The sequence below is a fragment of the Acinetobacter indicus CIP 110367 genome (genome assembly GCF_000488255.1).
GTDB lineage: Bacteria > Pseudomonadota > Gammaproteobacteria > Pseudomonadales > Moraxellaceae > Acinetobacter > Acinetobacter indicus.
The window spans coordinates 722112-748192 of record NZ_KI530745.1 but is presented as its reverse complement, the minus strand read 5'-3'; the positions used below and the strand labels follow the sequence as shown (position 1 = coordinate 748192).

Sequence of the window (26081 nt, the reverse complement as noted above, 5' to 3'; positions counted from 1 at the left end):
CTTAATCTGCCTTCAGGCCGAACTTTTTAAACAGGCTTAAACGGCGTTTCGGCTGGATATTGGCTTTGTTTAAATCACCTTTATAATGCTTGAACACGCGTTTATCCATCATTTTAAACCATAGCGGTGGAATCAGCGCCGGCAGCAACATACTGGCATAACCGCTTGGCAATTCAGGCGCTTCATCAAAATGTCGCAAGGCCTGAAATGGACGGGTCGGATAGGCATGATGATCGGAATGACGCTGTAACTGATATAAAAACAGATTGGTGACAATATTATTGTTGTTCCAGCTATGTTCCGGCTGGGTACGCTCATATTTGCCCTGCGCATCTTTTTGTCGAAGCAAGCCATAATGCTCAATATAATTGACCAGTTCAAACAGGCTGATGGCATAAAAGGCCTGCGTGCTTAAATACGGCACAATGCCTTTCCCAAAGCTGGCCAGCATTCCGGCATGAAACAGCGCACTCATGCCCCAACCTTGTAGCAATTCATTGTCTTTGGACCAGAAATTCTTGCCTTTGCGTTTTAAACGCTGGGTTTCAATTTCAATTGCCGATTTAAACGAGCCTTTCACCGTACGTGGCCAGAACTCATAAAAGGTTTCGCCCATACGGGAAGACGCCGGATCTTCTGGGGTTGCAGCGCGTTTATGATGCCCATACGGATGTTCAATCCGGAAATGGTTATAACCCGACGGCACCAGCGCCAGATGCGACAGATAATGCTCCAGTTTGGAGGATTTATGGCTCAGTTCATGTGCAGTATTAATCGCCACCCCATTAACCAGTCCCATCGACGCACCCAGAAAAATTTTATCCAGCAGCGAAGTCTCTTTACGTGAGACCAGATAGGCCGCATAAATATTGGCGATATACTGCAAGGGAATAAAACTTTTTACCAAACGGGAATAATACGGGTCCTGCTCCAAGAGCTTGACTTCTTCCGGGCTTGGATTGTGCTCGTCTTTACCGACCAAGGTATCAATGCTAGGAATAATCACATGAATTAACAGTGGTCCACCTAGAGCAAATACAGTTTTAAATGGTTTCGGTGCAAACTGGTAACCGGCCAGAATCCCAATGCCTAAAACCGGTAAAAATGGGCTAATCAGCCATAAATAACGTTTTTTATCTAAAGCCAGACCGGATTTTTCAAGTAAAAATTGCTGTTGTTGTTCTGTGAGTTGTAGCGGAGCATTCATTGCCTGCACTTCCATCCTGCTTAACTTATCTATATATTTCAGCAAACAAGCCACAGAGAACAGTTGCAAACGTCCAAAAAAGCTATGTAAACGTCTTTGGCCCACATTGCCTGAAATTGGCCTTTCATCACACGATAAATTCAGGCTTAATGACCAAATAGCTAGGCTCAAATAAGAAGATATCAACCCGATATGGATGCTTTAAGTAAAATTTTTGATGATATTCATCTCAACAAATCTGAATTTATCTATTTGAATCCACAGGGAAACTGGGCATTTCAATATCAGGATCACAGCGCCATTATTGCCTATGTGGTACTAAGTGGTGAATTATATCTGGAATTATCGACCCAGCGTCAGGTCTATGCGCAGGCCGGTGATATTGTGCTGATTCCTTCCGGCGGTAGCCATGTTGGCAAAAGTAGCACGCAACTGGAGTGGCTAGATGCCCTGGATATTAGTGACCTGTTTCAGCAGAAACGCCAGCAGACCATCGAGTTTGGTGAAGCATCCGGTGAAAAATCATTTATTTTAGCCATGCACGGCACAATGGACAGCATTATGGCCAAGCCGCTGTTAAATGCCTTGCCGGACTATATGCATATTCATCATATTATGAGCAGCACTGCGCCGGAATGGTTGCAAATTGGCTTACAGTTTCTGGCAGTAGAAAGCCATCAGATCCGGCCCGGCCGCGATAAAATTCTTGATCATCTGATCAGTATTTTATTTATTGAATGTGTGCGTGATTATATTGCCCAGCTGAATGATTCTAATAACTGGCTCAGTGCCCTGACCCATCCGGAACTGTCCAATGCTTTAACCGCCATTCATGGACAACCGGAAAAAAGCTGGACCGTCGAAACCCTGGCCGAACAATGCTGCATGTCGCGCTCAAAATTTGCCAATCTGTTTGCCCAGATTGTTGGTGAATCGCCACTGGCCTATTTACAGCAACATCGCTTAAGACTGGCGGCTCAATATTTACGTCATGGCCAGCTCTCAATCCAGCAAATTGCCTATAAAGTTGGCTATTCTTCTGAAACCGCCTTTAGCCAGACTTTTAAAAAACAGTTTGCCCTGACCCCAAGCCAGTACCGGCAGCAGTTTCAGCAGGCTCTTATAAAATAGCCAGAATCGCCGCTACCGGGTCTTCACAATTGCCGGATAGCAGCTGTTTATGCATGGTACGATGCTGCATCACCTGAATTTGTGCAGCTTCAATATGCATCAGCTTTTCAATTTCATGCGCCAGACGCTCTGGTGTAGCCTCTTCTTGAATCAGCTCTTCAATGACTTTTTTGCCGGCAATAATATTCGGTAGCGAGTAATACGGAATTTTAACCAGCAGTTTGGCAATCCAGTAGGTAATCCGGTTGAGCTTATAAAAAGTCACCATTGGACGATGCAATAACATCGCTTCCAACGTTGCAGTACCTGAAGCCAGCGCAACAATATCCGCTGCATTCATGACCTGACGGCCAATTTTTGATTCTGTATCGGTATTTTCCAGCAGACTAACCCGTGATCTCAGATCAGCAGCACAATGCTGTAATAAACTTTCAATCTGCTGTTTACGCGCATCGTTAATGGCGGGAATTAAGAAGTGATAGTTTTGATATTTGGCAGCCAGAATTTCAGCGGCTGCCAGAACCAATGGCCCTAAACGCTCAATTTCACCACGACGACTACCGGGCAATAAGGCAATATGCTTTTGCGAAGCTTCCAGCCCCAGTTCCAGTTTGGCATCGGCCAGATTATTATCGACAGGCAACTGACTCGCTAATGGATGCCCGACAAAGGCAGCCGGAACCTGCCATTTTTGATAAAAGGCTTTTTCAAATGGAAATAAACACAGCACCAGATCAATATTGGCTTTAATGCCGTGGACACGGCCCTGACGCCATGCCCAGACCGAAGGACTGACATACTGCACGGTTTTAATGCTTGGACTTTTCTGCTTCAGGCTTTTCGATAAACGCAGGTTAAAATCCGGCGCATCAATCCCAATAAAAACATCGACCGGCTCCTTGCTCCACTGTTCAACCAGTCCATCACGCACGGCAAACAGCTTTTTAATGTCTTTTAAGACTTCAACAATGCCCATGACCGACAAAATATCCATCGGATAATAGCTTTTAAAGCCTTCAGCAATCATTTGCGGGCCGCCAATACCTTCAAATTCAGCCTCAATGCCTTGCTCACGAAAACGGCGGATCAGTCTGGCACCCAAAGTATCCCCAGAAACTTCTCCCACCACAATGCCTATTTTCAGTTTTCGTTTTTGCAAGACCTTGCTCCTTCAATTGCTGCGTGGAATTTTAACATATTCTGCTTGAAGTGACTGTAACGACTGTTTGTCCTGAGCTGAGAAAAAATTCAGGTTTTTCTATATTTTAACTGCTTTGTTTTTATCCAGTATGGCTATCAGGTTTGATTGATGATGCTGTGCTGGGCTCATTCATTTATTACGCTTTCACCGCTTTATTTCACTCTATTCCACCTGACTTGCAGTTTCATGACCATCAGCAACTTTTTATCATGCTGAAAGATTGATCAAATAAAATCCCAAACTCCAACACATGTCATCTCTATGTAATGACACTGAATATACAAATAATAAATTTAAAGTGAAATTTCCTGCTATTTTTAATCTTTTTATCTTTCCATTTTGCTGCGCTGTCATCACAAAATCTGCCTATTCAGCCCTGCACATCCTGATCTTTTTACTAAAAAATCCCCTTTTTTTCAGCTTTAAATCCAGCAGATTTCAGATAGATCTACTCCACGCTGTTTCACTATAAATGTTGATCTTTTTCTCATCTTTAGCATTTTTTAGAATAAGCAAATCATTAATCATGCCAACGACTTATATCCGAAAGTCATAAGATAAGCACGTTTTTTGATGTATGGCATATCCCCATGTTTGGTGCAGTTGAGTTTATTTTGGCAGGTGTTTTGGTTGGCTTCTGTGTAGGTGTGACCGGTGTAGGCGGTGGTTCGTTAATGACCCCGATTTTAATCAGCCTGTTTAAGATTGAACCGCACATTGCCATTGGTACCGATCTGCTCTATGCCGCAATTTCCAAATTCTGTGGTTCACTAGTCCATGCCAAAAAAATGAATATCGTCTGGCCAATTGTGATCTGGCTGTCTGTCGGCAGTATCCCGGCGTCTTTTGCAACGCATTGGGTACTCGACAACTATTTAAGCCAGTCCACGCATTATAAAGCTGTGCTGACCATGGTCTTGGGCTTTATGCTGACCCTAACCGGCATATCTATTATTTTCCGCAGCCAGATTGAAAAATTTTTCAACAAATATCGCAAACACGAATTGCCAGATATGACTCAAGACCTGGAAAAGGTCGACCTGAAGGCCACCAACAAGCGCGCGATGATTGTGGTGATGGGAATTGTCCTGGGTGTGTTCGTCACCCTATCTTCGGTGGGTGCAGGTGCCTTCGGCATTATGGCGCTGGTGCTTATGTTCCCGAACTTGCCAATGATCCGCATTATCGGCTCCGATGTGGTCCACGCAGTCTTATTGACCTTTGTCGCCGGTATGGGTCACATGACCTCGGGCAATGTCGATTTTGAACTGCTGATGTGGTTACTGGTCGGTTCTATTCCGGCAATTGTGGTCGGTACTTTAGTCAGCTCACGCCTGCCTGAAAAAATTATCCGTAAAGTGCTGGGCATTACCCTGTTCGCGCTTGGGGTGAACTTTATGCTGAACCCGGTCAAATCCAAACCGGCACAACCAGTTGAAGCGGCGATGGTGGTGAGCGCTGAAAAAACATCGCCAGTTTAATTTATCTCTGCGATTCATCACTTTTTTTTCAGTAATCTATTGATCTTTTTTATAACAATAGGCTGCTATATTCGTGTTATATTCAGGCTATTAAACAATCTTGTATACGATTAAACCAGTGACGGCAATGAACACTTTACAGTCTAACCCTATTACACCTTCAGATATCGATGATGTGAATATTAAAAGCATCCAGCCACTTGTGACCCCTGCTGAACTCAAAGCAGAACTTCCACTGACTGACTCTGCTTATCACACCGTACTGAAAGGTCGTGAAACCATCCGCAATATTCTTGATGGTAAAGACAAACGTCTGTTTGTGGTCATTGGGCCTTGCTCGATTCATGATCCTGTGGCAGCACATGATTATGCAGACCGCCTGAAAGTGCTGAGCGAAAAAGTAAAAGATACCTTATACATCGTAATGCGGGTGTACTTTGAAAAACCGCGTACGACCGTGGGCTGGAAAGGTCTGATTAACGACCCGGACATGAATGACTCTTTCAATATTGAAAAAGGTCTGCGTATTGGCCGTAAACTGCTGCTGGAACTGAATGAAAAAGGTCTGCCTTGTGCCACTGAAGCACTGGACCCGAACTCTCCACAGTATTATCAGGATCTGATTTCCTGGTCAGCGATTGGTGCGCGTACCACAGAAAGTCAGACTCACCGTGAAATGTCTTCTGGCCTGTCTTCACCGGTTGGCTTTAAAAATGGTACCGATGGCGGCTTAACTGTTGCGACCAACGCAATGCAGTCTGTAAAACATGGTCACAGCTTCCTGGGGCTGAACGAACATGGTCAGGTGTCGGTAATTCGTACCAGCGGTAACAACTATGCGCACGTGGTATTGCGTGGTGGTAATGGCAAGCCAAACTATGATGCCGGTTCAGTCGCCGATGCAGAAGCAGCGCTAATTAAAGCCAAAGTCAGCACCAAAATCATGATTGACACCAGTCATGCCAACTCCAACAAAGACCCGTACCTGCAACCACTGGTCTTAAAAAACATCACTGAACAGATTTTAGATGGCAATAAATCAATTGTCGGGATTATGGTCGAAAGTCATTTGAAAGGCGGTCGTCAAGATATTCCTGCAAATCTTTGCGATTTGGAGTATGGTAAGTCTGTTACCGATGGATGCATCGACTGGGAAACCACTGAAAAATCCCTGCTTGAGATGCATGAAGCATTGAAAGAGGTTTTAGCCAGCCGCTAAAACTGACTCAAAAACGCCATCGTCAAGATGGCGTTTCCATTTCAGTTGCAGGAAATTTTATCTGATGAATGAAATTGAAACCGCTTTAAGCCAAATTGATCACTTTCAGTTTGTGCATGAACACCTGTACACATCCGGCCAGCCGAATGCGGAACAGTTACGTCAGATTAAAGAATATGGCATTACCACTGTGGTTAATGTCGCACTGAGTGATGCCGAGCAGCATCTAGCCAATGAAGATAAAATCTGTCTGGAACTGGGCCTGAACTATGTACAACTGCCCATCTCTTGGGAAACTCCATCTGACGCCCAATGTCTGCTGGTTTTAGACCTGATTGATCATCTGGTGCAGGATCAGATGGTGTGGTTGCATTGCGGTACCAATCAGCATGTCAGCAGCCTGATGTATTTGTATCGTCAGTATTATATGAATATGGACATGCCTACCGCGCAGGAAATGTTGCACCAGATCTGGGAGCCGAATGAAACCTGGACCGGTCTGATTCACGCTGTTGCCTTACAACTTCAGGGCCGTAAAGCAACCCAGGAACTGCAAATTTCCTTAATGAAAACCGATCACTTTGCGTGACAAATTAACACCGTAGCTGTAGCCAGAATTCCTTCCTGACGGCCGGTAAAGCCTAATTTTTCCGTGGTGGTGGCTTTAATGCTGATTTGAGTCACATCCACATCCAGCACATCGGCAATACTCTGGCGCATTTCCAGATTGTGCTTGGCCAGTTTCGGGCGTTCACAGGCCACGGTAATGTCGGCATTATTCAATAGATAACCGCGGTCTAAAATCAGCTGATAAACATGCTTCAGCAACACCCGGCTGTCAGCGCCCTTAAATTCAGGATCGGTGTCGGGAAAATGCTGTCCAATATCGCCCAGTGCCAATGCACCCAATAAGGCATCGCATAGCGCATGTAAAATCACATCCCCATCTGAGTGGGCTTTCAGAGCATGGGTATGTGGAATTTTAACCCCAGCCAATGTCACAAAATCGCCTTCTTCAAAGGCATGTACGTCTATTCCCTGCCCAATTCGTATTTGTGCAACCATATTCAACTCCTTCAGAAATAAACGATTGAAATCTTGTATTCACAGTTTCTCTTTCGCTATAGTTAGCTTACGCAAGCTAATGAAAGTATAAGCGATCATGCTGTTGAAAACCGAGATGAATCTTATAAAAATCATTGGAACCCTGTTGTTTTTGGGCGCCGCGGGCACCCCGCTGTCGCATGCACAGAAAATCAATTGCGAGCAGGCCAACACGCCTGCTTTCAATAAAATCTGCCATGCCGATTTACAGGAGATTCGTGAGCAGCTCAATGATCAGTTTCTGACAGCTTTTCTGGTGACCGATGCCCCGCTGCGTATTCTGCAAGATACCCATCAGCTCTGGTTTAAACGTGCGCAGCAGTGTAAAACCACCGAGTGTTTTAAACAACAGTTTGAAGCGCGTCTGGATCAGTTAAATTTCTTTAGCTCGATGAACCAGAGCATGACCCAGCATTATCTGAAATTTGAACAGGGACAACTGGCCAAGCAACCGGTACATTTGCAGATTCATCAACTGAATAAAGACAGTATTAAAATTGAAGGTGTGGCCTATCGCAGTCCAAACAACAAGCTAGATACCCAAACCATTTCCTTACTGGCCTATACCTCACCGCAGCAAAAGCAGCATATTATTGACAATGAACATGACTGCAATTACCAGCTCGACTTTCAGAAGGCTTATCTGGCGGTGCGTACTGAACAAAAAGGCTGCGAGCGTTTTAGTGGTATTTATCGACTCTATGATTAAAACCTGACAGCGCTTTACATCACCCACCACAAAATCAATGGCAAACTGAACGCCGCACACACAGTCTGCAGGCTAATCACACTGGCCATCAGCTGGCTATCTCCCCCCAAAACTTTGGTCAGAATATAAGCCGATGAGGCCGTCGGCAAGGCAAAAAACATCACCAGAATCTGGGTATGCAGGGCCGGCAGATTCAATGCCAGACAGGTCGCCAACGCAATCATCGGCATCAACAGCAAGCGTCCAAAAGTGTTTAATAACAAGGTCCGCAGATCTTTACGCAGCCCCTGAAACTGTAATGCTGCACCAATACACATCAAGCCCAATGGCAAACTGGAAATGGCAATCTGTTTTAAATAATTTTCAAAGCCAATCCATAAGCGTAAATTCAGCAGATTAAACACCCCGCCTGCAATACAGCCTAAAATTAAGGGATTTTTCAATAATGATAACAGGATGGATTGCAAGCGCATCCCTTCTGAAATGGTCAGAGCCAAAACCGAGAGAATATTGACCAGAGGAATGCAAAACACCAGCAGAATAGCAAACAGCGCCATACCTTGCTGATAAAACAAAGACGCCGACAGCGCCAGACCGATATAGGTATTAAAACGCACCATGCCCTGCATATACACGCCAAAACGTGCCGCTGCAGTGCCATACAGCGCCTTTAAGATATATAACAGACAAACCGCAATCAGCAGGGTCAGACCCGCTCCCAGCATCATGTGGCGAATTTCGCTGGCCTGAATTTCGGCATGCGCCAGGCCCAAAAACAGCATCACCGGGAACAGCAGATAGTAGTTGAGCTTTTCTGCACCCTGCCAGAATTTATCTTCTAAAAACCTAAAGCGCTTGAGTACATAGCCCAACGCAATCAGAAAGATTAAAGGAAATAGCGCAACCAGAATTATATTTGCCATCGTTTATCCATACATATCGCGGTCTGCCCAGGACGGCAGCATCTCAATCCATTTTTTTAATGGCAGTTCAAAATCTTAAAACGAAAATATTTTATTTAAAGCCTGAGTATAAGCCAAATAGCTCATTGAATTGACAGCGATTTGCTTCATTTTGATGGATTTATTTTGCCAGAACCCGGCAGATGATCAGCATCTCTCCTAAAGCCCTGTTACTTTAAAACAGAGCTTAACTGAATGTTCTCATTACCCGGTCACCGGATAATGCTGCGCAATTTCCTGACTAATCATCAATGCTGTCGCCGCAGATAAGGTCCAGCCCAGATGCCCATGGCCAGTATTATAAAATACCCGTGGATGCTGGCCCTGCCGAATCACCGGCATCATATTTGGCATCATCGGACGTAAACCTGCCCACGGCACCACGCTTTCGGTTGAAATATCAAAATTCCGCTGCACCCAGCGCACCAGTGGCTGAATCCGGTCATGGCGAATATCGCGATTATAACCATTAAATTCGGCCGTTCCGGCAATCCGCAGCCGATCTGTGCCTAAACGTGAGGTCACAATTTTGGCACTTTCATCTAGCAGACTGACCCAAGGTGCCTGCTTTTGGCTCTGTTCATCCTGTAAATTGACGGTAATGGAATAGCCTTTGACCGGATAAACATTGACCCGATCACCTACCTGTCGCGCCAATTGATAGCTCCCCACACCGCCGCAAATCAGCACGGCATCGGCATGTAAGGTTTCCACCATCGGCTGATCTGCCAGCGGATCTTCAATGGCTGGCCGATAACTCAGCTGTACCTGCTGGGCGTCTAGCTGAATATCATGAACATCCCGGCCGAAAATATAACGTACACCCTGCTGCATGGTGACTTGAGCCAGCCCCACCGTGAATTTATGAATGTCGCCGGTGGCATCTCCCGGGCAGTAAAAACCTGCATAATATTGCCCAGTTAGACTTGGTTCAATCTGTCGGATTTCATCCAGACTGACCTGATAACGCTCCAGCCCCCCCTGACAGAGCAAATCATTGACCCGAATTGCAAAGTCAAAATCCGCTTTATTATGATAAAAATGCAAAATTCCACGTTTTTCCAAATTGAAATCAATCTGTTCCTGTTCTGCAATTTCAAATAAACGTTTGCGTGCCAGAAGTGCCAGGCGCACTGTTTCCTGGGTATTGTGTTCATAGTGGCGAATATTGCTTAAGAACTCGATCAGCCAGCCATACTTATGCAGATCAAATACAGGATTTAATAAGAGCGGCGCCGACTTTTGCGACATCCATTTTAGGCCTTTCAGTACAGTGGCTTTCTGATTCCAGACTTCTGCATTACTGGCTGATAACTGGCCACCATTGGCATACGATGTTTCCATCGCCGGGTATAAATGCCGGTCAATCACCGTAACCCGATAGCCCAGACGCATCAACTCATAGGCTGAAGTGACCCCGGTAATTCCTGCACCAATGACAACAACATGCGGCATAAAACACTCCTTGGAACAGCTGTTCCAGACGTGATGCCCCATCTGTCAGGGTACCTGAGAGCTTCGATTGTTCTGATATTCAGCTCAACCATCCCCTTCGGTGAGCACGATACGTGCTTCTCTCCAGATTTTTGAATTATTACGGTCCTTTTGCCTGAGAGTTTCCGGGGTCGTTGCTCCTTCGGCGAGCACCAAGTGCCGCTCTCCCGCAATAATTTTTATTGTATAGCTTGAATATGAGCAAAATCCGGGCCAAGCACGAGTAGAAATTTGTATCTGATGTTCAAGAAACCTCAAAATCTGGATATAAAAAAACTGCCCCAATTGGAGCAGTTTTTTGAATCAGCTTCAAACAGCGTGTTAGCGTACAATCCCGCGTTTAGACTGTTCTAGTGAATCAATTAAACGCTGTGCTTCCGGCACTTCTGGCAGAATCTCTGCACGGATTTTCTGAATGGCTTCTTCAGTGGTTAATCCTGATTTGTAAATCAGTTTAAAGGCGTCCCGTAATCCTTGAATCACATTTTTCGACCAGCCTTTACGACGCATACCTTCAATATTCATAGCAAAAGCATGCGCAGGATTACCCGAAACCATCACATAGGCCGGTACATCTTTCAGAATTAAAGATGCGCCACCAATCATGCTGTAAGAGTCAATTTTACAGAACTGATGAATACCCGAGTTTCCACCCACCACCACATAATCACCGACATGCACGTGCCCTGCGACACCGACATTATTGGCAAAAATATTGTGATCACCCACGATACAGTCGTGAGCAATATGCGTATTGACCATCAACAGGTTGTGGCTACCAATTTTAGTGATGCCTTTGTCCTGAACCGTCCCGCGATGTAAGCTGGAATGTTCACGAATCAGGTTATAGTCACCAATTTCCAGCCAAGTTTCTTCACCCTGATATTTCAGGTCCTGACAGACTTCGCCAACACTTGCGAACTGGAAAATCTCATTATGCTCACCAATACGGGTATAGCCACCCACCACCACGTGTGAATGCAGCTTTGTACCCGCACCAATGCTGACATTCGGACCAATAATACTATAAGGTCCAATTTGCACATCAGGCGCAATGACTGCAGAGGAGTCAATTATAGCGGTGGGGTGAATGAGGGGGTTATTGCTCATGCTTGCTCTGTTTTCTGATGCGAAATCATAATTTCCGCGGTTGCTGCAACAATGCCATCGACCGTGGCGATACAATTATATTTGTAAATACCACGTTTCTGCATTACTAATTCAGATTTTAATACAAGTTGGTCGCCTGCAACCACTTGTTTTTTAAATCTAACTTTTTCGGCACCGGCAAATAGGAATAATGCACCCGCAGTCGGTTTCTGATTATTCATAATAAAGCCAAGCACGCCTGAAACCTGTGCCAGCGCTTCTACAATCAACACCCCTGGCATAATTGGATATTCAGGGAAATGTCCTTGTAAAAACTCTTCATTAATCGAAACGTTCTTATAACCCACAATCCCATTGTCAGTTACATCAACGATTCGATCTACCAATAAGAATGGATAACGATGTGGCAAATATTCACGGATGGTTTGAATATGCATTGGCAATTCAGGTTTCGTAAATGTTGGGGTATTCGACTCAGTCATCATAATTATTTACGCAATTTTAAAGTTGATTCAAGGGACTCAATTTGAGTCTGCATATGATCGAGTCTTTTCTGCAATTGGGTCAATGGCACATCTGCTAATTGTCTGAAGCGAATCACCGCGCGTTTCCATTGCGCATTTGGTAATGCACCGGTGCCCGAAGAATAGGTTCCTGGTTCAGAAATACTCTTTGTGACCATTGACATTCCGGTTAAAGTCACATTGTCGGCAATAGAAAGATGACCAGAGACCCCACATGCGCCTGCCAGAATACAGTTTTTGCCAATGATGGTACTGCCGGCAATACCACATTTTGCAGCGATCGCGGTATTGGCACCTACTTTCACGTTATGGGCGATTTGCACAAGGTTATCAATTATGACACCATGTTCCAAAATTGTGTCATCCAGCGCCCCACGGTCAATACTACAATTCGAACCAATCCGCACATCATTACCAATCTGTACTGAACCTAGCTGTGCAATACGGTGCCATTTGCCCTGATACGGAGCAAAACCAAAGCCTTCACTTCCAATTACGGTATTGGCATGAATGCGGACCCGGTCAGCAATTTTAGCTTCACCAGTAATAGTGACATGGGAATCAATAAAACATTCTTTACCAATTTCAACAAAATCATCAATTTTACTGTGCGACTGGATAATGGTTTTATCACCCACCACACAATTTTCACCCACCACCACATAATGGCCAATATAAGCACTTTCAGAAATGATCGCTGAGGGATGAATTTGTGCGGTACTTTCAATACCGGTTTGAGTGTGCTTACGCTCAAAGACATGGGTTAAAATTGCAAACGCCAAATAGGGATTTGCCACCACAATAAAGTTCTGATGCGTATCAAGCTGCTGCTGTAACTCGGGCGTGACAATTAAAGCACCCGCCTTAGATACTTTTGCCTGCTCCACATACTTGTCAGCATTGACAAAAGCAATGTGCTGCGGTTCAGCAAGCTCCAGGCTCGCTAAACCTTGGAGGCATAAATCAGCCTGACCGACCAGCTCGCCCTGGACCAGACGAGCAAGTTCTTCTAAGCGATAATGTTGATAACTCATTGATTACTTGATTGCATTAACCTTTTGAATCATTTTATCAGTTAAATCATACTTAGGGTCATAGGCAAGTGCTGAGTTTTTGTTCAAAACCACATCTAAATTATTTTCTTTACGCAATTGTTCTGCTGCCTGCTTGATGCGCTGCTCAAAACTGTCATTCATTTTTTGCAGATCAGCCTGCACTTTGGTCTGCAAACTTTGCTGTAAAGTATTAAATTCTTTTAACTTGGCCTGATACTGCGCCGATAATTTCTGCTTATCGGCTTCAGATAAATTTGCTGACTGCTGGGCACGTTGCTGCAAATTTTCCAGCTCTTTACCCAGCTGTTCAAGTTTAGTGGTTTGAGGTTTAAGCGATTGTTGCAATGCACTATTTTGCTGTTTTAAATAGCTGCTGCTTTCAACCACACGCTCTAAGCTGACCACACCATAACCTGCCGCCTGTGCCGCTGCGGCACAGGACAGTGTGAAACCTAAAACCGCCAGTTGTATCTTCTTCATCTTGATCTATCCCTATTTCAAGCATCCATGAACAGACCGTACTTAGAACGTACGGCCAATTTCAAACTGGATATTCTTGGTTTCATCACCTGGTTTTTCATTCAGCGGATATGCATAACTTAAGGACAATGGGCCAATCATGGTAATCCAGGTAAAGCCTACACCGACGCTATAACGCATATTGCCAAAGTCAAAGCCATAATTGTCTTTACAATATTGACGTTCTTCTGCCGTATTAGGAACATCACATTGGGTATCAAAGACTTGCGCACCCTCAGCAAAAAGCACCGGACGAACCTGACGCGCCCAATCGCCTTTAAATGGTACCGGTAAAGCCAGTTCAGTACCAAACTGTACTAAAGCATTACCACCCACTTCTTCTGGAGATGGATCTCTTTGATTAGTTTCATCAAAGTATACGCCATCATATTTTGGACCAAGCGTACTGTTGTCATAACCACGTACCGAGCCATAACCACCGGCATAGAAGTTCTTATAGAATGGTAAATCATTACCATAGCCCACTTTACCATAGCCACGCAGCACAAAATCTTTACCCAGCGGATAATAGGCCTGCGCATCATAGGTGACTTTTTGATATTCCACATCACTGCCCGGTAAGGCGATTTCAGCATTCACCCGATGTGACATCCCCGTCGTTGGGAAAATCGGACGGTTAAGAGTATTATATGACCAGCCCAAGTTCAAATTATAAGTTAAGAAATCACCCTTAAACTCATTAAAAAATTCCTGAGGTGCAGTACATTCACGATTTTCTTCATCCCATGAACCCTCTGGACAGAAGGTATCCGTACGCCCTGTTGCTTTACCACCCTTGGCAAGTAGATAATCACGAACATAAGTCGATACATAAGGACCGGTTGTCACTTCTGTCTGATCAATATTTAAGCCCGCACTAATGCTCTGGTTTTCATCAATTGGATAACCAAAGTTAATCCCGCCACCGAAACTGTCGGTCACATAGTTGTTAACGTTATAGTCATCATCCAGTTTGGTTTTACGGTAGTACATATTATAACCGCGACGTACACCATCAATGGTAAAGTACGGATCGGTTACGCTTAGGTTATAGTAGTCTTGTGTTTCAGAACGCGACAGGTCAATCGACACGGCATTACCGGTGCCCAAGAAGTTGGTCTGGCTTAAACCGGCCTGGAAAGTTACACCGCCACTTTGCGAGAAACCCACCGCCAAGGTACTGGTACCAGAATGCTGTTCTTCCACCGCAACGTTAAGATCAACCTGATCCGGTACATTCGGAACACGCACCGGTTTAATATCCACGGTTTTAAAGAAACCAGTACGTTCTAAACGGACTTTAGACAGATCAATTTTTTCATTACTGGCCAATGCACCTTCCATCTGGCGCATTTCACGACGTAATACTTCATCGGAGGTTTTGGTGTTACCACTGAAGTTAATCCGGCGTACTGTGACTTGCTGGCCCGGATTGATGTAATAGTTCAGATCAACCTGTTTGGTTTCTTCATTAATTTGTGGCACCACATTCACTTCTGCATAGTAATAACCGGCATTACCATACTTGCGAAGCAGCAGCTGCTTAACCGCATTGACCTTTTCTTGCGAATAGGTTTCACCATCTTTATAGATTTGCAGCGCTTTTAATTCTTCTGGTGCATATAAAGCATCACCCAAGAATTTGGTTTGACCAAATTTGAACTGTTCGCCTTCATCAATCGACACCTCAATGAAGATGTGCTGTTTGTCTTCACTTAAGTTCAGGCTCGAATTATTGATATTAAAGTTGATATAACCACGGTTTAAATACAGCGCACGTAAAGCTTCCAAGCTTGCTGCCATTTTCTCACGCGCATAACGGTCATTACGTGAAATCACAGAAGCCCAGCCACTTTCTTTGACTGCAAAGGCCTGTTTAATTTCGCTGTCTTTAAAGACGGTATTGCCAATGATATTAATATCAAAAACTTTGGCCGCTTTACCTTCAATAAACTCGATGGTCAGGTCGACGCGGTTATTCGGACGTGCTGTGGTAATGACTTTGACATCGGCATCATAACGGCCTTGCTGCATGTATTGCTGTTCAAGTTCCGATTCTAGTGTTTGCAAAGCAGACTTTTTCAGCACTTCACCTTCAGCCACGCCCATTTTCTTTAAGCCTTCTTCAAGGGCTTCTTTTGGAATTAATTTATTGCCTTTAAATTCGACTTTCGAAATGATCGGACGTTCTACCACCTGAAACACCAAGGTATCACCTTGCTGGGCAGCTTTAATATCATCGAATAAACCTGTGGCATACAGGCTGCGAATTGCATTTGCAATGGTGGCATCGTTGACACGATCACCACTATTTACAGGAATCATTCCATAAACATTGGCTGGCGTTAAACGAACAAGTCCGTCAATTTGTATATCTCTTACGATAAATTCATCTGCTGCATATACTTGTTGTACTGCTGCCATAGCACTAACCAGTGCCAGAGGCATAAATAAATGTGTGTGCTGCATGCCAGTCTTTTCCAATGTTAAATTTATTGCCTATCCACGTTGTTATAAACGCATAAAATCATTAAATAATGCCAGAAGCATCATGCTACCGAGCAATACCATACCAATTTTTAAACCAACCAATTGTATTTGTTCAGAAACAGGTTTACCACGAATTAGTTCTATAAAATAATAAACCAAATGTCCACCATCCAGCATTGGAATTGGCAGTAAATTTAGAATACCCAAGCTTACACTCATTAGGGCCATAAACGAAATAAAAGTTTGCCAGCCCATTTCAGCGCTTTGTCCTGCCACCTTGGCAATGGTAATCGGGCCAGACAGGTTATCTAAACCAATCAGACCACGCACCATTTTGACGATGGAGTTCAAAATCATCGAGGAAATTTGACCGGTTTTATCGACCGCCATCATTAAGGCTTCTGTAGGACTATATTGAATGGTTTGTTTATATTCTTCAGGAATTGTTATTTTTCCCGGGTCACTTTGTACACCTAACATACCGGTGGTGTTGCCCATATTGTCGCGTTTGGCCTGCGGCATAATTTCCAGCTGTACCCGCTGATCTTGACGCAACACGTCAATCTTCAACAGTTTCTCTGGCGATGCCTGTACCACTTGTACCACATCGTACCAGTCTTTCATGACAACACCGTCAATCGCTAAAATCTGGTCACCTTCTTTCATCCCTTGACGAATGGCAGCGCCATCTTCACTCAGTTTGCTGACCACTGCTGGAATATTCGGACGATATGGCGTAAAGCCCAGAACCTCAAGTGGTGACTGAGATTGATCTTTCAAGAAATCTTGAATCGGTAATTGAAAGTTTTGTGGCTGACCATCGCGGTTGGCCTGAATATGAATGGTACCTGTTTCACCGGCACGATCCACCAGCGCAAAATTCAGTTTTTCCCAGGTGCTAACCTGGGTACCATCGACTGCGGTAATCCGGTCACCCGGCTGCATATTCACTTCAGCCGCAGGCGTTTGTGGCAAGACTTTCCCAACACGGGTATTCAGCTGTTCCTGAGACGGTAAAAACAGAATCCAGAACATTACAATCGCAAAAACCAGATTAATTAAAGGACCTGCCGCGACAATCGCGATCCGTTTCCACGGATGCTGACGGTTAAAAGCAAAAGGCAGATCTTCTTCTGCCACATTGCCCTCACGTTCATCCAGCATTTTGACATAGCCGCCCAAAGGCAAAGCCGAGAGCTGATATTGAATACCGGATTTCTTCGAGGTCCATTTCAGCACTGTCGGGCCAAAACCAATAGAATAAACCAGGACTTTGACCCCCAGTTTGCGTGCAACAAAGTAGTGCCCAAATTCATGAATTGCAATTAACGGCCCCAACAAAAGAATGGCCGCAACAATAATAAATAAGGCACTCATGTCTTAGCTTCCTGTCTGAATCACACACTGCTGTGCAAAAGCACGGGCATTCTGGTCTGCCTGAAGAATGGTTTCAATTGAATCTGCGGCGCGATTGGCCAGATGATTCAGGGTCTGTTCAACAATTTCTGGAATCTGGGTAAACCCAAGCTGGTTTTGCAAGAAAGATGCCACTGCAATTTCATTGGCCGCATTTAGCAAGGTCGGTGCAATACCACCTGCCTGCATGGCTTGACGTGCCAGCTTTAAGGCCGGGAAACGCGTGGTGTCCGGTGCCTGAAAATTCAGCTGTGAATGGATAAATAAATCCAGCGGCGGAACATGCGTCTGCAGACGTTCCGGCCAAGCCAACGCATGCGCAATTGGCGTACACATATCCGGATTACCCATTTGCGCCAAAGTTGTTCCATCGACATATTGAACCATGGAGTGAATAATACTCTGTGGATGCACCACCACTGTAACAAATTGTTCTTTTACTGCGAACAAATGGCAGGCTTCAATCAGCTCCAGACCCTTGTTCATCAGGGTGGCGGAATCGACGGAAATTTTTTGACCCATAGACCAATTGGGATGTTTACAGGCTTGCGCCGGGGTCACACTGTGTAACTGTTCCAGACTATGATTTAAAAATGGCCCACCCGATGCGGTCAGCAGAATCTGCTGCACACCCAGTTTTGGTTGACCATTACGCTCGACCTCAAAATAGTTTTGCGGCAGGCACTGGAAAATTGCATTGTGTTCGGAATCGACCGGCAATAATAAAGCGCCATGATCACGCGCTGCCTGCATCATCAGGTCACCGGACATCACCAGAGCTTCTTTATTGGCCAGTAGCACGCGCTTACCGGCCTGCACTGCGGCCAACGTTGGCATTAAACCTGCGGCACCAACAATTGCCGCCATCACCACATCCACTTCAGGATGTGAAGCCACAGCTATTAAACCAGCTTCATCACAGAGGATTTCAATATCGGCAAGATTGGCCTGCTGTAACAGCTGTCTTAAGGAATCGACCTGTGCAGCAGGTACCACGGCCACTTTGGGATGAAACTGTTTGCATATTTCAACCAGCTCAGCAATACGACTGTGAGCCGTTACGGCATATACCGAATATTTTTCAGGATGTTGTTGCAGTATTTTTAAGGTGCTTTGACCAATTGAACCTGTAACACCCAATATACAAACAGATTGTAACATCTATAAATCTACGCCAATAAGTTTCAGTACATACATGCTTGCAGCAAAGATTGGAGCCGCTGCGAGCAAGGAGTCAATGCGGTCCAGCACTCCACCATGTCCTGGCAGAATACGACCAGAGTCTTTAATTCCGGCACGGCGTTTGATCATGGATTCAAACAGATCGCCCAGTACCGAACTAAACACGGTTATCATGGACAGAATCAGGAATAAAATATGTTGGGTCAGGCTTAAGTCCAGATAGACAATTTCTACAAACAGCACAATCAGGATGGCGGTAAACACGCCACCATATAAACCTTCCACCGATTTGTTTGGACTGACATGTGGTGCCAGTTTCTTTTTACCAAACTTGCGTCCGACAAAATAAGCGCCAGAATCTGCACCCCAAACCAGTAGGAACAGATACATCAGCCACCACGGTGAATGGGTCCAGACCACATAAATGGCAGTCACGGCGGCAGAAATGAGCACAAAGCCAATAAAGTTCAGGCTTGGATTGTACCAGCCATCATATTCAGGATAGGATTTCACCCAATACAGGCTGAGCAACCAGGTTAAAATCGAGGCTGACCACAGCAATAACGCAATATCACTAAAATATAAAGCAAGCGCGGAAAGAGCGGCGGTCACCAGACCATAACCCCAAGCCATGGGCTTGATGACATATTTTGTTGTTCTTGGCATGAGTTTGAACCACTCATAGCCCGCAACCCCTGCTGCAAAAATCATCAGCACAAACATTGGATAATGGGACTGAGTTGCAAACATACAGCTCAGCACCACAGCGACCAATACCAATGCGGTAATTATCCGCTCTAACATGTATTAATTCTCAAGTTTCTCTTGTTGGATTTGCTCTGAAGTTTTTCCAAAGCGACGTTCGCGTCCTGCAAACACATGAAACGCATCATCCAGCTCTTCCACACTAAACTCTGGCCACAAGGTCGGAGTAAAGTACAGTTCGGCATACGCGGCCTGCCAAAGCAAGAAATTGGACAGCCGATAATCACCACCCGTACGGATCAACAGGTCCACAGGCGGTAAATCACCTAGGCACACATATTGACCGAACAGCGTGCTATCAATCTGTTCCAGCGCGACTTTATTGGCCAGTACATCAGCCGCAATCTGTTTGGCTGCTTCTGCCATATCCCACATGCCCCCATAACTGATAGCAATGGTTAAAGTCATGCTACTGAACTTAGCAGTCCTTTGTTCAGCATGCAACATCAAGTCACGTAGATGTGGGGATAAACGGCTGCGATCACCAATAAAACGCAAGGCAATCTGGTATTTTTCCATGCGCGGCATTTGCTCATGAATCGTGTCTTCCAGCAATTGCATGAGTAAATCAACTTCATATTGCGGACGATTCCAGTTTTCACTTGAAAATGCAAAAACGGTGAGTGCCTGAATGTGTTTGCTGCGACAATAGTCAACAATCGGATCTAGAATATTTTTACCTTCACGGTGACCGTCGCCTTTTTGCAATTGATTTTTCTTGGCAAAACGGTTGTTGCCATCCATGATGATGGCAACATGTTTTGGAAGCGTCTGACAGTCTTCAGATGTGGTCATCGACAATTAGACCTTCATCAACTCAGCTTCTTTAGCAGCCAAACGCTTGTCGACTTCAGCAACATATTTGTCGGTGATTTTCTGGATATCATCACCTGCACGACGTTCATCATCTTCAGAAATTTCTTTTTCTTTCAACAATGCTTTGATATCGCCCAAGACGTCACGACGGATGTTACGAATCGCCACTTTGGCATTTTCCGCTTCAGAACGCGCAACTTTCTGCATGTCTTTACGGGTTTCTTCGGTTAAAGCTGGTAGCGGCACACGAATCGAATCAGCGGTAATCGGGTTCAGACCGAGGTCAGACTCACGAATCGCCTTGTCAATTGCAGACACCATGGTACGTTCAAATGGCTGTACGATTAGAGTACGTGAATCTTCAACACCCACGTTCGCCACCTGGTTTAACGGCACATCTGAGCCATAGTAAGGAACCATCACACCGTTTAAGATTGATGGATGGGCACGGCCGGTACGAACTTTGGCAAAACCTTGCTCCAAAGACTCCAGAGTCTTTTGCATACGCTGTTCGCTGTCTTTTTTAAGATCGTTAATCATATGATCTTCCTTACTTAATTCTTTAAGATGTAATTACTAAAATAGCGTGTAGTATAAAGAGCTTTCAGGCCCACGTACATTAGTTCGTAACGTGAGTTCCTTCTTTTTCACCCATAACCACTGAAAGTAAAGCGCCGGCTTTATTCATATCGAATACCTGTAACGGTACATTGTGGTCACGGCATAAGCAGATTGCGGTTAAATCCATCACGCCGAGCTTTTCATCTAACACCTGATCGAACGTCAGGGTGTCATATTTCACCGCATCTTCGTATTTGCTTGGATCTTTGTTATAAACGCCATCTACCTTGGTGGCTTTCAGAATCAGATTGGCTTCAATTTCAATACCACGCAAGCAGGCTGCCGTATCTGTGGTAAAGAACGGGTTACCTGTACCGGCAACGAATACGCACACTTCACCTTGAGTTAAGTGGCGAATTGCATCACGGCTTGAATAAGATTCTACAACGGTACCTATTGGCAGTGCTGAAAGCAGACGTGTTTTAATGTTACGGCGTACTAAAGCATCACGCATGGCCAGACCGTTCATCACAGTTGCCAGCATACCCATCTGGTCACCAGTCACACGACCAACCAGACCATCTTTTTGTAACTGGCTGCCACGGTACAGGTTACCGCCACCGACCACGATACCGACCTGCACACCCAGACCCACCAGGTGCGCAATTGCCAAAGACATCTGATCAAGGATTTGTGCATCAATCCCCATATCCTTGTTACCCGCCAGTGCCTCGCCTGAAAGCTTCAGCAAAATACGTTCATAACGTGGCTTTTTAGAATCCAACATCATCAAACTCCAAAGTATTTAATTTAAATTTTTTCTGTATATGAGTACTTAAGCAGATTTGATCGCAATCAGCTTGGCAAATAAATCGTATTCATCTGCATCGGTAATTTCGACTTCAAGCAAATCGCCTGCTTTAATTTTTGACTTGTCGATATCTTCAACAAACACGTTACCATCAATTTCAGGTGCATCTGCATAAGAACGTGCAACGGCAACCGGGAATTCTTCTTCCAGATCATCCACCAGCACAGTCATGGTCTGACCAATGCGTTTTTGCAGTTTTGCAGCTGAAATTTCCTGCTGCACCTGCATGAAACGTTCATAACGTTCCTGCTTGATTTCTTCCGGGACATGATCTGGCAGATCATTCGCGGTTGCACCTTCAACCGGTGAATAAGTGAAGCAACCGACACGATCCAGCTGCGCTTCTTTCAACCAGTCTAGCAACATCTGGAAGTCTTCTTCGGTTTCACCCGGGAAGCCAACCACGAAGGTCGAACGAATCACCAGATCCGGACATTTTTCACGCCATACATTTAAGCGCTCTAGTGTATTTTCACTGTGCGCCGGACGTTTCATCAGTTTCAGGATTTTCGGACTGGCATGCTGGAATGGAATATCCAGATACGGCAAGATTTTACCTTGAGCCATCAGGTCAATCACAGCATCGACGTGCGGATAAGGATAGACATAATGCAAACGGACCCAGATACCCAACTGGCCCAGGGCTTCACACATGTCATAGAATTTGGTTTTAACCGGCTGGCCGTTCCAGAAATCCAGTTTGTATTTGGTATCCACACCATAAGCTGAGGTATCTTGAGAAATGACCAGGACTTCTTTTACACCAGCACGTTTCAGCGCTGCGGCTTCTTCCAGAACAGAACCGACCGGACGGGAGACCAAATCACCACGCATGCTCGGGATGATACAGAAGGTACAACGGTGGTTACAGCCTTCTGAGATTTTCAGGTAGGCATAATGTTTCGGGGTTAAACGGATCCCCTGTTCTGGCACCAGATCAATAAACGGATTGTGCTTTGGTGGCTCCGGCACATACTGATGCACGGCATCCATAACTTCTTCATAGGCTGCTGCACCAGTCACTTTTAAGACATTCGGATGCATTTGACGAATCTTGTCTTCGTCTTTACCTAAACAGCCAGTCACAATGACGCGACCATTGGCATTCATGGCTTCGCCAATGGCGTCTAAAGACTCTTGTACTGCAGATTCAATAAAACCACAGGTGTTAACCACGACTAAATCAGCACCGTCATAATCCGATGCGACATCATAACCTTCAGTCTTTAACTGAGTTAAAATTCGTTCAGAATCTACCAATGCCTTAGGACAACCTAAAGAAACAAAACCGACTTTGGGGGACTTCATGAATCTGCGCTCCACTAGAATGCGCGTATTGTATGACTTTTCTGGCCATAAAAATAGAGAAATAGCCCACTCTTTGCATAATGCACCAAAATACAACCACTAAAGCCGGCTTATACACAATATTGCACCATTTTGATTCACTTTTGGTTTACAGCACTGGCGTTATCCGCTATACCTGAATCAACCCGTCCATTTCAGCGCATTTTTCTCATAAATTGGCTTGATTTACAGGAATTTGAACAAAGTTGGCGTGCATTTTGCTTAATTTGCATCATTAACGTTCTTAATTCAGAAACCTATTGCTTTATGAAGATGCCATTGCGCTATTTTAATACAGGATGCCACCGCTAATGGATCAAAGCCCGGCTATCGACTATCGCCTTTTAGTGGACAATTTGACCACTGCCATTTTACTGGTTGACAGCAACCTGAATATTTTTTACCTCAATTCCTCTTGTGAGGCGCTGTTTGATATCAGTTTATTGCGTGCTGCCGGACAGCCGGTAATGAATTTACTGCATCTCCCGACCGATGAATTTAATACCTACGAAGCGCTACAAAATACCTTAAGCACCGGACAGCCTTATACCCGCCGTGAAGCTACCATTAATGTCAACTTTAAAGACATTCATGTCGATTACACCGCTTCGCAGCTGAATGCCGGCAAAAGCTATCATCCTTTATTGCTGATTGAACTGAATCCGATTGACCGGATGCTGAAAATTTCCAAAGAAGAAAATCTGATTCAACAGCATCAGGTGGCGCGGCAACTGGTGCGCGGCGTGGCGCATGAAATTAAAAACCCGCTGGCCGGGATTCGCGGTGCAACCCAGCTACTGGCGCGAAGTCTGAATGACTCTCAATATGCAGAGTTTACCGACATTATTATTAATGAAGTCGATCGGCTCAGAAATCTGGCCGATACCATGCTCGGTTCACGTCAGTTACCAAGCTATGAACTGGTCAATATTCATGAACCATTGGAACGCGTGCGTTCGCTGATTGCCAACCAGACCAAGAAAAAAGTCAAAATCATTCGAGATTATGACCTGTCGTTGCCGGAAGTCATGGCGGATCGTGACCAGCTGATTCAGGTCATGCTGAATATTAGCGTCAATGCGGTACAGGCCATGATGGAAAACAAGGAATTCTTTGCAGAACATCAGCCCGAACTGATTTTAAGAACCCGTATTCAGCGCCTGGTCACCATTAATGGCGTGATTCATCGTTCGGTGGTACGGATTGATATTGAAGACAACGGCCCCGGTGTGCCGGAAGAAATTATTGAATCGGTGTTCTATCCGCTGGTTACGGCGCGCGCCAAAGGCACCGGACTGGGCCTGAGCATCGCACAGAATATTATGCATCAACACAACGGAATGATTGAGTGCCAATCTGTTCCAGGAAAAACAATATTTAGCTTATATATACCTTGGGAGTCTAACCATGTCGCGAAATAAAATTTGGGTAATTGATGATGATCGTGCCATGCGCTGGGTACTGGAAAAAACCTTCAAGGAAGAAGGCTTTGACGTTACCAGTTTTGAAGAAGCCCAATCTGCCCTGGAGCAACTGGGTGTCGATGCACCGGATGTAATCCTGACCGATATCCGTATGCCGGGTATTGATGGCCTGACCTTCCTCGGTAAAGTCAAAGCCAGCTATCCGGATTTACCGGTGATTATCATGACCGCACATTCAGATCTGGAATCTGCAGTGTCGAGCTATCAGACCGGCGCCTTTGAATATTTGCCAAAACCGTTTGATATTGATGAAGCGCTAGCGCTGGTCAATCGTGCCATTTTGCATATCACCAAATTACAGCAACAGGAATCAGCCAAAACCGCACAGCCCATTCAGTCGACCGAAATTATTGGTGAATCACCAGCAATGCAGGAAGTATTCCGTGCCATTGGCCGCTTATCGCAATCGCATATTACCGTGTTGATTAATGGTGAATCGGGGACCGGTAAAGAACTGGTGGCGCATGCCCTGCATCGCCATTCACCGCGTAGCAGCAAGCCGTTTATTGCGCTCAACATGGCCGCCATTCCGAAAGACCTGATTGAAACCGAATTATTTGGTCATGAAAAAGGTGCCTTTACCGGCGCCAACACCCAGCGTCAGGGCCGTTTTGAACAGGCCAATGGCGGCACCTTGTTCCTGGATGAAATTGGCGATATGCCATTTGAAACCCAGACCCGTTTATTACGTGTTTTAGCCGATGGTGAATTCTACCGTGTTGGTGGCCATATTCCGGTGAAGGTAGATGTGCGTATTGTTGCTGCAACGCACCAAGATCTGGAAAAGCTGGTACACGAAGGCCGTTTCCGTGAAGACTTGTATCACCGTCTGAACGTCATCCGGATTCATATTCCAAAACTGGCGCATCGTAGTGAAGATATTCCAATGCTGGCGCAGCACTTCCTGGCGCGTGCCGGTAAAGAGCTAGGTGTGAGCCCGAAAATCTTGCGTCCGGAAACCCAAGAATATATGCAGCAATTGCCTTGGCAAGGCAACGTTCGTCAACTGGAAAACACCTGCCGCTGGTTAACCGTCATGATTACCGGCCGTGAAGTCTATCCGGAAGATTTACCTTCGGAACTGAAACAGATTCCAATTGAAAAATCAGGCGATGTACCGGCCAATCTGCATTTAGACCGCGTCTCGATCCATCACTGGGATGAGCTGCTGGGTCAATGGGCGGTACAGAAACTGAAAAACGGCGAAATGAAAATTCTGGACATCGCCACACCGATGTTTGAACGCACCCTGATTAATGCCGCGCTGCAACAGACCCGTGGCCGCAAACGCCATGCCGCTGAACTGCTGGGCTGGGGACGTAATACCCTGACCCGCAAGCTGAAAGAACTGGGCATGGACAGTGCTGATGATGATGTCGAGGAAGAAATTGAAGGCTAAACCAGCCTGATCTTTATGATAAAAAATAAGCTCC

At 45.2% G+C, this 26081-nt stretch carries 24 protein-coding genes and 1 riboswitch; of the genes, 7 read left to right on the top strand and 17 right to left on the bottom strand.

Annotation, left to right across the window (positions count from 1 at the left end):
* Window position 1: 1 nt before the first annotated feature.
* A complete protein-coding gene (locus P253_RS03625; protein WP_016658190.1) occupies window positions 2-1207 on the bottom strand; it encodes an alkane 1-monooxygenase in 1206 nt (401 codons plus the stop codon).
* A 192-nt stretch (window positions 1208-1399) separates the two neighbouring features.
* Here P253_RS03625 and P253_RS03620 point away from each other — a divergent pair, with 192 nt between their 5' ends.
* Window positions 1400-2338 carry an AraC family transcriptional regulator gene (locus tag P253_RS03620; RefSeq protein ID WP_016658191.1) on the top strand — a complete coding sequence of 313 codons (939 nt, stop codon included), beginning with the start codon at window positions 1400-1402 and terminating at the stop codon, window positions 2336-2338.
* Here the strand turns inward: P253_RS03620 and lpxB are convergent.
* Entirely contained in the window at window positions 2328-3497 is a 1170-nt protein-coding gene (gene lpxB, locus P253_RS03615; protein ID WP_016658192.1) for a lipid-A-disaccharide synthase, read from the bottom strand. The two genes, P253_RS03620 and lpxB, sit on opposite strands and share 11 nt — an antisense overlap.
* 632 nt (window positions 3498-4129) lie before the next feature.
* Here lpxB and P253_RS03610 point away from each other — a divergent pair.
* The 3 genes from P253_RS03610 to P253_RS03600 all read left to right on the top strand — a co-directional run bounded on the left by P253_RS03610 (window position 4130) and on the right by P253_RS03600 (window position 6828).
* On the top strand, window positions 4130-5020 hold the full coding sequence (locus P253_RS03610) for a sulfite exporter TauE/SafE family protein (protein ID WP_016658193.1): 891 nt from the start codon (window positions 4130-4132) through the stop codon (window positions 5018-5020).
* A 127-nt stretch (window positions 5021-5147) separates the two neighbouring features.
* A complete protein-coding gene (locus P253_RS03605; protein ID WP_005177632.1) occupies window positions 5148-6239 on the top strand; it encodes a 3-deoxy-7-phosphoheptulonate synthase in 1092 nt (363 codons plus the stop codon).
* Between the two features lie 64 nt (window positions 6240-6303).
* A complete protein-coding gene (locus P253_RS03600) occupies window positions 6304-6828 on the top strand; it encodes a protein tyrosine phosphatase family protein (RefSeq protein ID WP_016658194.1) in 525 nt (174 codons plus the stop codon).
* Here P253_RS03600 and ispF read toward each other — a convergent pair.
* Window positions 6816-7304, bottom strand: a complete 489-nt coding sequence (gene ispF / locus P253_RS03595) for a 2-C-methyl-D-erythritol 2,4-cyclodiphosphate synthase (protein ID WP_005177629.1) — start codon at window positions 7302-7304, stop codon at window positions 6816-6818. The two genes, P253_RS03600 and ispF, sit on opposite strands and share 13 nt — an antisense overlap.
* Window positions 7305-7401: 97 nt before the next feature.
* Between ispF and P253_RS03590 the strand changes: the two genes are divergently transcribed.
* The gene (locus tag P253_RS03590; protein ID WP_005177627.1) at window positions 7402-8052 is read left to right on the top strand and encodes an A1S_1983 family putative colistin resistance protein; all 651 of its coding nucleotides are present in this window, start codon (window positions 7402-7404) and stop codon (window positions 8050-8052) included.
* Between the two features lie 14 nt (window positions 8053-8066).
* Here P253_RS03590 and P253_RS03585 read toward each other — a convergent pair whose 3' ends face one another.
* The 14 genes from P253_RS03585 to rimO form a co-directional block, all read right to left on the bottom strand.
* Window positions 8067-8975, bottom strand: a complete 909-nt coding sequence (locus P253_RS03585) for an AEC family transporter (RefSeq protein ID WP_016658195.1) — start codon at window positions 8973-8975, stop codon at window positions 8067-8069.
* A gap of 243 nt (window positions 8976-9218) precedes the next feature.
* Entirely contained in the window at window positions 9219-10469 is a 1251-nt protein-coding gene (locus P253_RS03580; RefSeq protein ID WP_016658196.1) for a D-amino acid dehydrogenase, read from the bottom strand.
* Window positions 10470-10601: 132 nt separating this feature from the next.
* A riboswitch (glycine riboswitch) is annotated at window positions 10602-10688 on the bottom strand.
* Window positions 10689-10829: 141 nt separating this feature from the next.
* Window positions 10830-11618 carry an acyl-ACP--UDP-N-acetylglucosamine O-acyltransferase gene (gene lpxA, locus P253_RS03575; protein WP_016658197.1) on the bottom strand — a complete coding sequence of 263 codons (789 nt, stop codon included), beginning with the start codon at window positions 11616-11618 and terminating at the stop codon, window positions 10830-10832.
* Window positions 11615-12100, bottom strand: a complete 486-nt coding sequence (fabZ, locus tag P253_RS03570) for a 3-hydroxyacyl-ACP dehydratase FabZ (RefSeq protein WP_087662207.1) — start codon at window positions 12098-12100, stop codon at window positions 11615-11617. The genes lpxA and fabZ overlap by 4 nt, the downstream gene beginning before the upstream one ends.
* Before the next feature lie 5 nt (window positions 12101-12105).
* Complete coding sequence (gene lpxD / locus P253_RS03565) at window positions 12106-13176, bottom strand: UDP-3-O-(3-hydroxymyristoyl)glucosamine N-acyltransferase (RefSeq protein ID WP_016658198.1); 1071 nt, start codon at window positions 13174-13176, stop codon at window positions 12106-12108.
* Between the two features lie 3 nt (window positions 13177-13179).
* Window positions 13180-13677 (bottom strand): OmpH/Skp family outer membrane protein, encoded by a 498-nt coding sequence (locus P253_RS03560; protein WP_016658199.1) that lies wholly within the window; start codon window positions 13675-13677, stop codon window positions 13180-13182.
* A gap of 42 nt (window positions 13678-13719) precedes the next feature.
* Window positions 13720-16185 carry an outer membrane protein assembly factor BamA gene (gene bamA / locus P253_RS03555; RefSeq protein WP_016658200.1) on the bottom strand — a complete coding sequence of 822 codons (2466 nt, stop codon included), beginning with the start codon at window positions 16183-16185 and terminating at the stop codon, window positions 13720-13722.
* A gap of 42 nt (window positions 16186-16227) precedes the next feature.
* Window positions 16228-17583, bottom strand: a complete 1356-nt coding sequence (gene rseP, locus P253_RS03550) for an RIP metalloprotease RseP (protein WP_016658201.1) — start codon at window positions 17581-17583, stop codon at window positions 16228-16230.
* Window positions 17584-17586: 3 nt separating this feature from the next.
* Window positions 17587-18783 (bottom strand): 1-deoxy-D-xylulose-5-phosphate reductoisomerase, encoded by a 1197-nt coding sequence (gene ispC, locus P253_RS03545; RefSeq protein ID WP_016658202.1) that lies wholly within the window; start codon window positions 18781-18783, stop codon window positions 17587-17589.
* The gene (locus P253_RS03540) at window positions 18784-19608 is read right to left on the bottom strand and encodes a phosphatidate cytidylyltransferase (protein WP_016658203.1); all 825 of its coding nucleotides are present in this window, start codon (window positions 19606-19608) and stop codon (window positions 18784-18786) included.
* A 3-nt stretch (window positions 19609-19611) separates the two neighbouring features.
* The gene (gene uppS / locus P253_RS03535) at window positions 19612-20364 is read right to left on the bottom strand and encodes a polyprenyl diphosphate synthase (RefSeq protein WP_005177599.1); all 753 of its coding nucleotides are present in this window, start codon (window positions 20362-20364) and stop codon (window positions 19612-19614) included.
* A gap of 6 nt (window positions 20365-20370) precedes the next feature.
* Entirely contained in the window at window positions 20371-20925 is a 555-nt protein-coding gene (gene frr / locus P253_RS03530) for a ribosome recycling factor (protein WP_005177597.1), read from the bottom strand.
* Between the two features lie 79 nt (window positions 20926-21004).
* The gene (gene pyrH / locus P253_RS03525; RefSeq protein WP_005177594.1) at window positions 21005-21733 is read right to left on the bottom strand and encodes a UMP kinase; all 729 of its coding nucleotides are present in this window, start codon (window positions 21731-21733) and stop codon (window positions 21005-21007) included.
* 48 nt (window positions 21734-21781) lie between these two features.
* The gene (rimO, locus tag P253_RS03520; RefSeq protein WP_005177586.1) at window positions 21782-23125 is read right to left on the bottom strand and encodes a 30S ribosomal protein S12 methylthiotransferase RimO; all 1344 of its coding nucleotides are present in this window, start codon (window positions 23123-23125) and stop codon (window positions 21782-21784) included.
* 350 nt (window positions 23126-23475) lie between these two features.
* Here rimO and glnL point away from each other — a divergent pair, with 350 nt between their 5' ends.
* Both glnL and glnG read left to right on the top strand, forming a co-directional pair.
* Window positions 23476-24585 carry a nitrogen regulation protein NR(II) gene (gene glnL, locus P253_RS03515; RefSeq protein WP_016658204.1) on the top strand — a complete coding sequence of 370 codons (1110 nt, stop codon included), beginning with the start codon at window positions 23476-23478 and terminating at the stop codon, window positions 24583-24585.
* On the top strand, window positions 24572-26047 hold the full coding sequence (gene glnG, locus P253_RS03510; protein WP_016658205.1) for a nitrogen regulation protein NR(I): 1476 nt from the start codon (window positions 24572-24574) through the stop codon (window positions 26045-26047). Before glnL ends, glnG begins: the two co-directional genes overlap by 14 nt.
* Window positions 26048-26081: the final 34 nt, after the last annotated feature.